Raw genomic sequence first — 13,208 nt, 5'->3', positions numbered from 1 at the left:
TGCACTATTGCCACAATGCTGATTGTGCAAAGTAACGTTAAGCCGTTTTGTACAAGGAAATCATCATGCTCCATCCGCGAGCCAGAACCATGCTGTTATTGGCTGTCCCGGCGCTGATTATTGGCGTAGCGTCGAGCCTGGTGCTCATCGTTGTCATGAAAGTGGCGGCGGTGCTGCAAACAATTTTATGGACCGCGCTTCCGGTAAAACTCGGCATCAGCATTGACTCGCCGGGCTGGATCATGATGATGCTGACCCTGACCGGGATTGTCGTCGGCCTGGTGATCCGCTATAGCCCGGGCCATGCCGGGCCGGACCCGGCGCTGGAGCCCTTGATTGGCGCGCCGGTTTCTCCTTCTGCTCTGCCGGGGCTTATCATCGCGCTGATTGTCGGGCTTGCGGGCGGCGTAAGCCTCGGGCCTGAACATCCCATTATGGCGGTTAATATCGCGTTGGCGGTCTTTCTGGGGGGGCGTCTTTTCCCGCGCGTTGGCGCGCTGGACTGGACGATCCTGGCGTCAGCAGGCACCATCGGGGCGCTGTTTGGCACCCCGGTCGCGGCTGCGCTCATCTTTTCGCAAACGCTCAGCAGTGACCATGAGGTGCCGCTGTGGGATAAACTTTTCGCGCCGCTGATGGCCGCCGCTGCGGGGGCTCTCACCACCAGCCTGTTTTTCCATCCCCATTTTTCGCTGCCCATCCCCCATTACGGTCAGATGCATCTCACAGATATTTTCAGCGGTGCCGTGGTCGTCGCGATCGCCATTGCGCTGGGGATGGTTGCGGTGTGGTGTCTCCCGCGTCTGCATCGCCTGATGCACAGGCTGAAGCATCCGGTGCTGATTCTGGGCATGGGCGGTTTTATTCTGGGCGTATTAGGCGCCATCGGCGGGACGGTTACGTTGTTTAAAGGTCTGGACGAGATGCAGCAGCTGGCCTTCAGCCAGGTCTTTAGCGTCTCGGATTATTTGCTGTTCGCGCTGGTAAAACTGGCGGCGCTGGTGGTCGCTTCGGCCTGTGGCTTCCGGGGAGGTCGTATCTTCCCGGCGGTGTTTGTTGGTGTCGCGCTGGGGCTGATGCTGCATGAGCATGTCGATGCTGTCCCTGCGGCGATTACCGTCTCCTGTTCCATTCTGGGGCTGGTACTGGTAGTCACGCGCGATGCGTGGCTGAGCCTGTTTATGGCGGCCGTTGTGGTGCCGGATACCACGCTTCTGCCGCTGCTCTGTATCGTGATGTTGCCCGCCTGGCTCCTGCTGGCGGGCAAACCGATGCTGATGGGTTGGCGAAACGACAGGTAATCAGGCGTTATTGCGCGCCTCCAGCGCTTTGGTCAGCGCGCTCAACAGCGGCGGAATATCGGCTTTCGGCAGCATCACTTCGATCAGCGAAAGCCGTTCATGGTGTGCCACTTTATCCAGCACCTCCGCCAGCGCCTCCGCTTCGCTGACCCGCCAGCACTCTGCCTGAGGCGCCAGGCTCAGCGCCTGCGGGATCTGCGTCCAGTTCCAGAGGGCAATATCGTTATAGCGCTGCTCCGGCCCGTGAATGGCCCTTTCGACCGTATACCCTTCGTTGTTAAGCACCAGAATAATCGGGCGCTGCTTGTCGCGCAGCATCGATCCCAACTCCTGAATGGTCAACTGTGCGGCACCGTCACCCGTCAGGACAATTACGCGTCGGTTCGGACACGCCGTTTGTGCGCCAAACGCCGCTGCCAGCGTGTAGCCAATTGAACCCCACAGCGGCTGGACGATAAAGTTCACGTCCGCCGGTAAACGCAGATCGATAGCGCCGAAAGCAGACGTCCCCTGGTCAGCCAGAATAATATCTCCGGGGCGAATAAACGTTTGCAGGGTACGCCAGAAGCTCTCCTGGGTCAGCGCCCCCTCGATAGTCGGGAAGGCAAAGCCGCTGTGATCCGATGGCGCGCGCGTATCACGAACATGCGTTTTACACAGCGCTGTCAGCGTTTCAATAGCCTCCCTCATCGGTATACCCGTAAACCAGACGTCACCGACGCGGGACGCGTGGGGCTGAACCTCTATCGTCTGGGCTGGCGTCAGCTGGTGGGTAAACCCGGCAGTGAGCGTATCGGTAAAGCGGGTACCGATGCACAGCACCGTATCAGCCCCCTCGATGGCCTCTTTGACCGGCGCGGCGCTCGCCGACCCGCTATAGGTGCCGTAAAAACCGCGCTGTCGTTCGTCAAAAATGCCCTTGCCCATCAGCATGGTGGCGTGTGCCATCGGCACCTCTTTCACCCACGTCTGGAGGGCCGCACGCAGTCCGTGGCGGAGTACGAGGAAGTCCGCTAACAGCGCAGTGCGTTTGCTCATGGACAAACGCTTTTCGGCAGCCTCACGGAACGCCTGCAAGCAGGCTGAATCGGCTGGCGCGGGGTGCAAAGTGAGAGCGCTTACAGGAGGCGTAGCGGCTTTTTTCGCCACATCGGCGGGCAGCATCAGGTAGCCCGGACGACGCTCCCGCAGCATGGTGGTCAGGACTCTGTCAATTTCATAACAGGCGTTTTGTTCGGTAAGCACCGCCTGTGCAACGGTGATGGGTTCGCTCATATGATAGAAGTGGCGGAACTCGCCGTCGCCTAACGTATGGTGCAATAACTCTCCACGTTGCTGTGCCGCCATACCCGGTGCCCCCACGATGTGGAGCACGGGGACATGTTCGGCAAAGCTGCCCGCCACACCGTTCATGGCGCTTAACTCCCCAACGCCGAATGTCGTCAGGAGCGCGGCAAAGCCCTTACAGCGGGCATAGCCGTCAGCGGCGTAAGACGCGTTTAATTCGTTGGCACAGCCCACCCAGCAGATGTCCGGGCTGTCGATCACATGGTCGAGAAATTGCAGGTTATAGTCGCCCGGCACGCCAAACAGATGATCGGCACCGCAATCTGTTAGTCGGTCCAGCAGGTAATCGGCGACGCAATAGGGGGTACGCATTTTATAGGTGTCCTTCTGACGTTGACCTCACTCTGAGTATTAAATAAGCGTGAAGCGTGTCCAGAATTGGCGACAATCAGGCTCTGGAAAGAATGCTTTACGAAAAAAGCTGAGCTATGCTCATTTTCTTCAGGTTAGTGTAAACGTATACACTGATTTTTCTTTCCAGCGCCAGAGGTCTCGCCAATGGGTTATCAGCCTGACAAAAATCGTTACCAGACAATGCAATACCGCCGCTGTGGGCAAAGCGGACTCAAGCTTCCCGCCATCTCGCTGGGGCTATGGCACAATTTTGGTGACGCGACGCTGCTCGAAAACAGCCGTCAACTTTTACAGCGCGCTTTCGATTTGGGTATTACGCATTTTGACCTTGCCAATAATTACGGCCCGCCTCCTGGATCGGCCGAACGTAATTTCGGGCGTATTTTGCAGGAGGATTTCCTGCCCTGGCGCGATGAGCTGATCATTTCCACGAAAGCGGGCTACACCATGTGGGACGGGCCTTACGGCGACTGGGGATCGCGTAAATATCTGATTTCCAGCCTGGATCAAAGCCTCAGGCGTATGGGACTGGAGTACGTTGATATTTTCTATCACCACCGTCCCGATCCAGAAACGCCGCTTCGTGAAACCATGAAAGCGCTTGACCATGTAGTGCGTCAGGGCAAAGCGCTGTACATCGGTCTGTCCAACTACCCGGCAGAAGTGGCACGACGGGCGATTGAGATACTGGAGGATCTGGGCACGCCATGTCTGATCCACCAGCCGAAGTACTCCATGTTTGAACGTGCGCCAGAAGAGGGTTTGCTGGACGTGTTGCAGCAAAAAGGGGTGGGATGCATCCCCTTCTCCCCGCTGGCAGGTGGGCAACTGACCGATCGCTACCTGAACGGCATCCCGGCGGATTCTCGCGCAGCAAGCGGCAGTAAGTTCCTGAATCCGGAGCAGATCACCGATAAAAAGCTGGAAAAGGTACGCAAGCTGAATGCGCTGGCGGAAAAACGGGGGCAAAAACTTTCGCAAATGGCACTGGCCTGGATCCTGCGCCACGATGCGGTGACATCCGTGCTCATCGGCGCCAGCAAAAGCGGGCAAATTGATGATGCTGCGGGCATGCTGGAGAATTGTCGGTTCTCCGCAGAAGAGCTGAAGGCGATAGACGCGATCCTGTCCAGCTCAGATTAACGTCACTTTTAGCAAAAAGTGCTCTCCTTCATGATTTAGGAGTTGAGGCGATGAAACGAATGTTTACCAACTCGTAAAATTGCGTTAACAGGTCGCACAGCGGCCCCGATCGTGAAGGAGAAGAGTATGTTCAGGTCACTGATTCTTGCAGCGGTATTACTGGCTTCGGCCCCGCTGGTCGCCAACGCTGGCGAAATCACCCTGTTGCCATCGATTAAATTACAAATTGGCGATCGTGATGACTACGGCAGATACTGGGACGGCGGCTACTGGCGCGACCGTGATTATTGGCATCGTCATTATGAATGGCGTGGCGACCGCTGGCGCAGGCATGATAATGGTCTGCATCGCGGGTGGTATAAAAACAACGCGTATGAACGCGGCTACCGTGAAGGCTGGAATGACCGCGATGACCGTCGCGGCGGCTGGGGCCACGGCAAAGGCCGCGGCGGCCACGGGCATGGCCGACATTAATAATGAATACCACAAAGGAGCCGCGAGGCTCCTTTTTTATTGTCCTGCAACGGTGCCGACCAACAGCCACAGGTTCAGCGCCACCACCACCATCACAATGGCCCACCCGACGCGTTTCACCCACGTCGAATTCACCAGATCGCCCATCAGCGATTTGTTGCTGGTGAATATCAGCAGCGGCACCAGCGCCAGCGCAATGCCGAAGCTCAGCAGCACCTGACTCATCACCAGAATGCGGGTCGGATCCAGCCCCATCAGAATCACAATAAAGGAAGGCAGCATCGTGACCGAGCGGCGAACCCACAGTGGAATATGGAAACGTACGAACCCCTGCATCACCACCTGCCCGGCCAGCGTCCCCACAACCGTAGATGAAAGACCCGCAGCAACCAGGCTTAAACCAAAAATAGTGGCAGCGGCATGGCTCAGCAGCGGCTCCAGCGTCAGGTAAGCCTGGTCAAGATCGGCAACCCCGGTATGCCCGTTAAAGTGGAACGCGGCGGCGGCGGTCGCCATCATCGCCAGATTCACAAATCCGGCAATGGTCATCGCGATAGCCACATCCCATTTCGAGGCGGAGTAGCGCTCTTTGCTTGTCCCGCCATGCAGATTCTGAGTTAACGAAGAGTGCAGATAAATCACGTGCGGCATGATAGTCGCCCCCAGCACCCCGGCGGCCAGAAATACGGCTTCAGAGGTCGGTAACGAAGGGATCACCATCCCTTTCGTCAGCTGCACCAGATTCGGCTGGGAGAAAACCAGTTCAACGATATAGGCGGCGGCGACGAACAGCAGCAGGCCGCCGATGACTTTCTCCAGCGGTTTTTGTCCCCGCCGCTGGAGCATCAGAATAAGGAAAGTAGCGATCCCGGTCAGCACGGCTCCCTGAAGCAGAGAGACGCCCAGAATAAGCTTAAAGCCGATCGCCGCCCCGATAAATTCGGCGAGATCGGTGGCCATGGCGATGATTTCCGCCTGAACCCAGTAAAACCAAACTGCCGGTCGCGGATAGTGATCGCGGATTTGCTCTGCCAGGTTTTTCCCGGTGGCAATACCGAGTTTCGCGGAGAGCATCTGAATCAGCATCGCCATCAGATTGGCCCAAACCACAACCCACAGCAGTTTATAGCCGAAACTGGCCCCGGCCTGAATATTGGTCGCAAAATTACCCGGATCGATGTAGCCAATCGCGGCAATGAATGCAGGTCCCATTAATGCGAACCGCAGCTTGCGTGCCGCTCTGCCGCTGCTACTCTCTACGCGACTATTCGTCATTTCTGCCTCTGGAAATATAGCCTTTGCTATGTTTAATGCTATCAAAATGAGAATGATTATCAAGTTCATTTGTAACGGTTAACATGATTTCTCTGATAGCCAGGAACGATAGACAGGCAGGTGGAGCAAGGTCACAGAATGTGAAAATGCGCAGACATTTGTGAAGCGTAGCACACAAACTTAACTTTTCACTCATTTACCTAACATAACAAAAATGTATTGTTGATCACTATTTTTGAGACTCGTCACAGGATGTAACTATAGTGTGGGCTTGATCTCGTTTTCTTTGTGCTTGTTACATAGAATGTGCACGGAAATTAAACCTGCCTCATATTTGGAGCAAATATGGACCGCGTCCTTCATTTTGTCCTGGCACTCGTTGTCGTTACTGCACTTGCATTGCTGGTCAGCACAGACCGCAAAAAAATTCGTATTCGCTATGTTGTCCAACTGCTGGTCATTGAAGTTTTACTTGCGTGGTTCTTCCTGAACTCCAACGTAGGCCTCGGCTTCGTGAAAGGCTTTTCCGAAATGTTCGAAAAACTGCTCGGATTTGCCAACGAAGGGACAAACTTCGTCTTTGGCAGCATGAACGATCAGGGTCTGGCCTTCTTCTTCCTGAAGGTACTCTGCCCTATCGTCTTCATCTCTGCCCTGATCGGTATCCTCCAGCACATCCGCGTTCTGCCGGTGGTTATCCGTGCAATCGGCTTCCTGTTATCGAAAGTTAACGGCATGGGCAAGCTGGAATCCTTTAACGCAGTCAGCTCGCTGATCCTGGGTCAGTCTGAGAACTTCATTGCGTATAAAGATATCCTCGGCAAAATGTCCCGTAACCGCATGTACACCATGGCGGCGACCGCAATGTCTACCGTTTCCATGTCTATCGTGGGGGCGTATATGACCATGCTGGAGCCAAAATATGTGGTTGCGGCGCTGGTTCTGAACATGTTCAGCACCTTTATCGTGCTTTCGCTGATTAACCCATACCGTGTTGATGCCAGCGAAGAGAACATTCAGATGTCAAACCTGCATGAAGGACAGAGCTTCTTCGAAATGCTGGGTGAATACATTCTGGCGGGTTTCAAGGTTGCGATTATCGTGGCCGCGATGCTGATTGGCTTTATCGCGCTGATCGCTGCGCTGAACGCCCTGTTTGCCGCCGTACTCGGTATCTCCTTCCAGGGGATCCTCGGCTACATCTTCTACCCGATTGCCTGGGTGATGGGTGTGCCCGCTCACGAAGCGTTGCAGGTGGGCAGTATTATGGCTACGAAACTGGTTTCCAATGAGTTCGTGGCGATGATGGATCTCCAGAAGATTGCCAGCACACTCTCCCCGCGTGCGGAAGGGATCCTGTCCGTCTTCCTGGTCTCCTTCGCGAACTTCTCTTCCATCGGTATTATCGCTGGCGCGATTAAAGGCCTGAACGAAGAGCAAGGTAACGTCGTTTCTCGCTTTGGCCTGAAGCTGGTTTACGGTTCAACGCTGGTGAGCGTCCTGTCTGCCTCTATCGCAGCACTGGTTCTGTAATTCATACCGCGCAATAAAAACCGGGAGTCATCGCTCCCGGTTTTTTTATGTCTCCAGCGCCGTCAGGGGCAGTGGTTTGCCAATCAAATAGCCCTGCAAATAATCCACGCCGAATCGCAGCAACATCTCGCGTTGTTCAGCCGATTCCACATATTCAGCCACCACACAAAGCGATTTCGTTTTTGCCATGTTGCAAATGGACTGGACGATCATCGCATCCATGCTGTCGGTGCAGATATCCTTCACGAAGCAGCCATCAATCTTAATGATATCGGCTTCCAGCCGCTTCAGGCGCTCAAAGTTGGCATAGCCAGTGCCAAAGTCATCGATAGCAATGCGGAAGCCGTAATCCCGTAGCTGCTGGATATTGTTGATGCTGCTTCCCGAGTCAGAGAAAGCCTGTTCCTCGGTAATCTCAATGACGATATCCTCCGGCGAAACGGCGTAACGTTCAAAAAGCGCGATGATTTCAGCTGCGATCTCATTTTGCATCAGCGTCAGCGGCATCAGATTCACCGAGAACCGCGTTCCGGCACGTTCGGACGGATGGCTGCGCATCCACATCAGCAATTTTTCCACCACGTTCAGGTCAAATCGGTGGCTCAGGTTGAACTGAGCAATCAGCGGAATAAAGCGGTCAGGCGTGATGATTTCGCCATCGCTTTCCAGCCTTGAAAGGATTTCAAAGTACCCTTCTCCCCGCGCGTTATGGATTGGCTGGGCGTAAAGGTGAAGCCCACCGATATCAAGGGCGCGTTTTATGCGGGCCAGCATCAGCACCCTGTCCGTCGTCTGACCGGAGACATCATCCAGACTGTTGGTTAACGCCAGGACGTTATGCCCGGCACAGGACTGCTCGGACAGCCAGCTCAACTGACCCAGCGTGTGATGCAGGCTTTCTCCGTCCGGCACTTCCCCCCAGGAGGCACCAAACTCAATGTCGAGCTCAGTCTTGTTCCAGATAATCTTACGGCTGTTCAGATGGTCAACCATATATTGCAAACGCTCAGCCGTGCCCGGCCCCAGCAGGACCACCACCAGCTCACTGCCTGGCAGCTGGAAGAGCTTCTCGTCTTTTTGCAATAACGGTTGCAGCGACGCGGTGATCATCTTTTTACAGTGCACACGCATGAGAATGCCGTAGTGGCGGCTCAGAAATTCCAGATTGTCCAGGCGCAGGCAGCACACTTTGGCCTCAGGATGGTGCTGTAGAAACACTTCCAGCGCACGAATGTTAGGCAGACCGGTGAGCGGATCGGTGAGCGCCCTCTCCTGCCACCCCTGTTTCAGCCATTCACTCTTCTGGTAGATCCGCGACATGTAAAGCAGGCAGATGGCGAAAGAGATGAGTACCGACAGAATAAAGGAGAGCGAATGGCCCGATTCAACGCCATTGAGAAAATTATAATTATAGGTCAACAGCATGAGCGCCGACGCCGCCCAGAATAAAGAGATGAGCGCATAGCTCAGACGACCAATACCCAGGGTAAAAAGAATAAAAACGATCGGCATCAAATAACCGGCAATAAACTGCGACTCAAAAGGCGCGCATAGAATAGCGATCATCGAGACCAACAGCATCAGCCATACAACGATAAATAACGCTTTTTTCTTACAAAAGAGGGGCTTCACGCTTCGCCGCCAGAATGTTCGGGCATAGCGAGGATTAATCATCATTCTTAACGGGTAATAGAACATCATGGTGAAAATCAGGGCGGCACAAATCAGACTCTGAATATCGATAACGTTATAAATTGCAGAGCCTTCGCCGAAATAGGAGGAGATTGTCACCGGGAAATCAAATAAATATCCCGCCAGATACATCGATAATTTGATGCCTACAGGCACCATAAATCCGAGCCAGAAAATACGGATGCCAATATACTTATTCGGTATGCTGTGCCGCCAGCGCTTGCCCAGCACCAGACGCATAACGCCACAGGCGGCGAAGACGGAAAACGTCTGACAGCATAATAACACGACGGATTGTAGCGGTGCTAAATCAAGATTATAAATATTAGTAACGCTAAATGCTAACAGCAAAGGAATGATTGCCTGCCGTCCAAATAACAACACGATGGCGAGCATGGCACTTAAGGGCAACCACGCTAAATAAACATCATTTTCGCTGACGATGGCACGTGGAGAGATATAACGAGAAAAAGGTATTGCAATCAGGCTGAGTGCCAGGGCAATCATAAATATTTTTACATTATTGTAAAGTTTTCTATTCATTAATCCAGTTAATCTATTTTACCATCGTCTCATTGACCGGATGGATAATAGGTTTATTAATTACTCGAATCAAGTTCAGGTCTATTTATAGACTTATTTATTGATTTGGATTGAGGTGAGGTGTAGAAAACGACGTTAATTGCAACAAAAACAGTCTAAATATTTTACAAGATATAAAAAAACCCCCGTCTTGCGACGAGGGTTTAAATTTTGGTGGAGCTAAGCGGGATCGAACCGCTGACCTCTTGCATGCCATGCAAGCGCTCTCCCAGCTGAGCTATAGCCCCACATGTTACTTTACTACCGCACTCTGTTGGGTTCAGAGTTTGGTGGAGCTAAGCGGGATCGAACCGCTGACCTCCTGCATGCCATGCAGGCGCTCTCCCAGCTGAGCTATAGCCCCGTCGTAAAGCTGTCATGTTGACGGGCGGCATAATATGAATTCCGCCGCAAAGTGTCAACGGCAAATTCAGCCTCCCCCTTTCAACCGCCGAAAAATCATGCAAATGAATCACTTTGCGAGCCTGCTCGCAGCCAGGAGTTAAGCTTGTCACGTTTTCACGTAAAACGGTGCTATAAAATGAACCACTAATTAACCCCACAGATATTCAGGAAATTGTATGATCAAGGAACGAATGACGCCAGAGGAGTTAGCCCTGCTGACTGGCTATAGCCGACAGACCATCAATAAATGGGTACGCAAAGAGGGTTGGATTACATCGCCAAAACCAGGCGTTCAGGGTGGCAAGGCACGTCTGGTACACGTCAATGAAAAAGTGCGCGACTTTATTCGCAGCGCACGCAGGGCAACAGAGTCGCCGGAAATGCCAGATAAGGCATACCAGGAAGGTTCACTTCACGCCCTGCTCCTGACGCTGGCGAATGAAATGACGCCGGAAGAGCAAAAGCAGATGACTTCGCTGTTACTGCGGGAAGGGATTACCGGTTTGTTACAACGTCTAGGGATTCGCGACCAACGCTGATATGAAAAGATTACGCAGTAAAATGACCACGGAAGAGCTGGCGGACAGTCTGGGTGTAGCCCGACAAACCGTTAATCGCTGGATACGACAAAAAGGATGGAAAACGGAGGGTATTAATGGCGTAAAAGGCGGAAGAGCGAGGGTGATATGTATTGATGCGCACGTTAAGGAACACATCATAAGTCTCCCCGCCATTCGTAACCGTCGGGCTGTTTACCATGTAGAGGAAAGCCCCTCCCACTACGGCGTGGCAACCTCATCCAGCTTGCTCCCACAAATTATTGACTCACTTGAAAACATGACGACTGTCGAACAGGAACGTTTGCGCACATTGCTCGCTCGTGAAGGTTTGCAGGGTTTTCTCACGCGTCTCGGTATTGCTGAATAACAGGCATAAAAAACGGCAGGTCACCCTGCCGTTTTTTATATTACACGAGCATTACTGCTGGCTTTCGCGCTCAGCAATAAATCCCAGAGCCTTGTTGATTCGCGCAACGCTACGTGATTTGCCGATTGCATGAACGGTCACGTCCAGCGCCGGTGACTGGCCTGCACCCGTCACCGCAACGCGCAGCGGCATACCGACTTTACCCATGCCAATTTCCAGCTCATCAGCAGTAGCCTGAATCGCGTGGTGAACATTTTCCGCCGTCCATTCGGTAATAGCGTCAAGTTTGTCGCGCACCACTTCCAGCGGCTGACGCGCAACCGGACGCAGGTGTTTCTTGGCCGCGTCGGCATCGAACGCGTCAAACTCTTCATAGAAGTAGCGGCAGCTCTCGGCGATCTCTTTCAGCGTTTTGCAACGCTCGCCAAGCAGCTTCACCAGATCTGCCAGTTCCGGGCCCGTACGGGTATCAATGTTTGCCTGCTCAATGTGCCATTGCAGATAAGTCGCCACATATTCTGGCTGCATGGTATTGATGTAGTGATGGTTCAGCCACAGCAGTTTGTCAGTGTTGAACGCGCTGGCGGATTTGCTCACTGAGTTCAGAGAGAACAGCTCGATCATCTCTTCGCGGCTGAAGATCTCCTGGTCACCGTGAGCCCAGCCCAGACGCACCAGGTAGTTCAGCAGCGCTTCCGGCAGATAGCCATCGTCACGGTACTGCATTACGCTCACCGCGCCATGACGTTTGGACAGCTTTTTGCCGTCGTCACCGTTGATCATCGATACGTGCGCATACACCGGTACAGGCGCGTTCAGCGCTTTCAGAATGTTGATCTGACGCGGGGTGTTATTGATATGGTCTTCACCACGGATCACGTGAGTGATTTCCATATCCCAGTCGTCTACAACCACGCAGAAGTTATAGGTTGGCGATCCGTCAGTACGACGAATGATGAGGTCATCCAGCTCCTGGTTGCTGAATTCGATCGGGCCACGGATCTGATCATCAAAGATAACAGAGCCATCCTGCGGGTTAGCAAAACGCACTACGCAAGGCTCATCAGCAGCATGCTCGCTGTGGTCATGGCGGCAACGACCGTCATAACGCGGTTTTTCGCCTTTTGCCATTTGCTCTTCGCGCAGCGCATCCAGACGCTCCCTGGAGCAGTAGCACTTATAGGCCGTGCCTGCGACCAGCATCTCGTCAATGACGGCGTTATAGCGGTCAAAACGTTTGGTCTGGAAGTAGGGGCCTTCGTCCCACGCCAGATTCAGCCAGTTCATCCCATCCATAATGGCTTCAATTGCTTCCGGCGTTGAGCGCTCCAGATCGGTGTCTTCTATACGCAGCACAAACTCACCTTTGTTGTGGCGTGCGAAAAGCCAGGAATAGAGAGCGGTACGTGCACCACCGACATGCAGATAGCCTGTCGGGCTCGGCGCGAAGCGAGTTTTGATTTTCATGAAATGGCCTTACGTTATATAGATGCCGGTAATCGGCAAATCCTGGGAAGAAAACAATGGGCAATATTCTATCACTGTGGGCCGATTCCTCAATGTCGATCACTTTATCCGGTTCGAGATTGCTGTTTTTGTTTAGAAATTATGCGCCACAGTCCGTTTTGCGATCGTTTTGACTAATTTTACGACGAACGAATAAAAACTTTAGAAAATGCGTTGACTCATTTTCAACTCTCCCTATAATGCGACTCCACACAGCGGGGGTGATTAGCTCAGTTGGTAGAGCATCTCCTTTACACGGAGGGGGTCGGCGGTTCGAGCCCGTCATCACCCACCATCTACTTCGGTAGACCCGCAGTGTAGATAAGAATTGAGATTGGGCGATTAGCTCAGTTGGTAGAGCATCTCCTTTACACGGAGGGGGTCGGCGGTTCGAGCCCGTCATCGCCCACCATTCTCAACCTTATCGTAGCAGTTCCGAAATGGGCGATTAGCTCAGTTGGTAGAGCATCTCCTTTACACGGAGGGGGTCGGCGGTTCGAGCCCGTCATCGCCCACCATTTCGGGTCGTTAGCTCAGTTGGTAGAGCAGTTGACTTTTAATCAATTGGTCGCAGGTTCGAATCCTGCACGACCCACCAATGTAAAAAAGCGCCCTAAAGGCGCTTTTTTGCTATCTGCGATACAGTAAATTCCCCTTGCAGCCACATCG

10 protein-coding genes and 6 tRNA genes are annotated in these 13,208 nt (G+C 53.4%); 10 read left to right on the top strand and 6 right to left on the bottom strand.

Annotated elements, in window-relative coordinates; genetic code table 11:
• Positions 1–65: 65 nt before the first annotated feature.
• Positions 66–1,301, top strand: a complete 1,236-nt coding sequence (locus tag BH712_RS16880) for an ion channel protein (RefSeq protein ID WP_032673982.1) — start codon at positions 66–68, stop codon at positions 1,299–1,301.
• On the opposite strand, the gene ipdC is transcribed toward BH712_RS16880, so the two are convergent.
• Complete coding sequence (gene ipdC, locus BH712_RS16875) at positions 1,302–2,960, bottom strand: indolepyruvate decarboxylase (RefSeq protein WP_006811435.1); 1,659 nt, start codon at positions 2,958–2,960, stop codon at positions 1,302–1,304.
• A 186-nt stretch (positions 2,961–3,146) separates the two neighbouring features.
• On the opposite strand from ipdC, the gene mgrA reads away from it, so the two are divergent.
• Together mgrA and BH712_RS16865 are read left to right on the top strand one after the other, a co-directional pair.
• Positions 3,147–4,145, top strand: coding sequence for an L-glyceraldehyde 3-phosphate reductase (gene mgrA, locus BH712_RS16870; RefSeq protein WP_006811437.1), 999 nt, complete (start codon positions 3,147–3,149; stop codon positions 4,143–4,145).
• Between the two features lie 126 nt (positions 4,146–4,271).
• Positions 4,272–4,619 carry a DUF2502 domain-containing protein gene (locus BH712_RS16865; protein WP_006811438.1) on the top strand — a complete coding sequence of 116 codons (348 nt, stop codon included), beginning with the start codon at positions 4,272–4,274 and terminating at the stop codon, positions 4,617–4,619.
• 36 nt (positions 4,620–4,655) lie between these two features.
• On the opposite strand, the gene BH712_RS16860 is transcribed toward BH712_RS16865, so the two are convergent.
• Entirely contained in the window at positions 4,656–5,894 is a 1,239-nt protein-coding gene (locus BH712_RS16860) for an Nramp family divalent metal transporter (RefSeq protein WP_071850058.1), read from the bottom strand.
• 345 nt (positions 5,895–6,239) lie between these two features.
• Between BH712_RS16860 and nupC the strand changes: the two genes are divergently transcribed.
• Positions 6,240–7,427 (top strand): nucleoside permease NupC, encoded by a 1,188-nt coding sequence (gene nupC, locus BH712_RS16855; protein ID WP_006811440.1) that lies wholly within the window; start codon positions 6,240–6,242, stop codon positions 7,425–7,427.
• 45 nt (positions 7,428–7,472) lie between these two features.
• Here nupC and BH712_RS16850 read toward each other — a convergent pair whose 3' ends face one another.
• From BH712_RS16850 to BH712_RS16840, 3 genes are all read right to left on the bottom strand, one after another.
• The gene (locus BH712_RS16850) at positions 7,473–9,662 is read right to left on the bottom strand and encodes a sensor domain-containing phosphodiesterase (protein ID WP_006811441.1); all 2,190 of its coding nucleotides are present in this window, start codon (positions 9,660–9,662) and stop codon (positions 7,473–7,475) included.
• A gap of 211 nt (positions 9,663–9,873) precedes the next feature.
• Positions 9,874–9,949, bottom strand: a tRNA-Ala gene (locus tag BH712_RS16845).
• A gap of 40 nt (positions 9,950–9,989) precedes the next feature.
• Positions 9,990–10,065 (bottom strand) — tRNA-Ala (locus tag BH712_RS16840).
• Between the two features lie 217 nt (positions 10,066–10,282).
• On the opposite strand from BH712_RS16840, the gene BH712_RS16835 reads away from it, so the two are divergent.
• Positions 10,283–10,645 carry a YfeC-like transcriptional regulator gene (locus BH712_RS16835; RefSeq protein ID WP_006811442.1) on the top strand — a complete coding sequence of 121 codons (363 nt, stop codon included), beginning with the start codon at positions 10,283–10,285 and terminating at the stop codon, positions 10,643–10,645.
• A gap of 1 nt (position 10,646) precedes the next feature.
• Positions 10,647–11,033 (top strand): YfeC-like transcriptional regulator, encoded by a 387-nt coding sequence (locus tag BH712_RS16830; RefSeq protein WP_195765243.1) that lies wholly within the window; start codon positions 10,647–10,649, stop codon positions 11,031–11,033.
• 51 nt (positions 11,034–11,084) lie between these two features.
• Here the strand turns inward: BH712_RS16830 and gltX are convergent, their stop codons facing one another.
• Complete coding sequence (gltX, locus tag BH712_RS16825; RefSeq protein WP_006811444.1) at positions 11,085–12,500, bottom strand: glutamate--tRNA ligase; 1,416 nt, start codon at positions 12,498–12,500, stop codon at positions 11,085–11,087.
• Positions 12,501–12,758: 258 nt separating this feature from the next.
• Here gltX and BH712_RS16820 point away from each other — a divergent pair.
• The 4 genes from BH712_RS16820 to BH712_RS16805 all read left to right on the top strand — a co-directional run bounded on the left by BH712_RS16820 (position 12,759) and on the right by BH712_RS16805 (position 13,137).
• A tRNA-Val gene (locus BH712_RS16820) sits at positions 12,759–12,834 on the top strand.
• 41 nt (positions 12,835–12,875) lie between these two features.
• A tRNA-Val gene (locus BH712_RS16815) sits at positions 12,876–12,951 on the top strand.
• A gap of 30 nt (positions 12,952–12,981) precedes the next feature.
• Positions 12,982–13,057: transfer RNA gene (locus BH712_RS16810), tRNA-Val, on the top strand.
• A gap of 4 nt (positions 13,058–13,061) precedes the next feature.
• Positions 13,062–13,137 (top strand) — tRNA-Lys (locus BH712_RS16805).
• Positions 13,138–13,208: the final 71 nt, after the last annotated feature.

Origin of the sequence: Enterobacter hormaechei ATCC 49162 (assembly GCF_001875655.1) — a bacterium.
GTDB classification, from domain to species: domain Bacteria; phylum Pseudomonadota; class Gammaproteobacteria; order Enterobacterales; family Enterobacteriaceae; genus Enterobacter; species Enterobacter hormaechei.
This window is presented reverse-complemented; position numbering and strand designations above follow the sequence as displayed.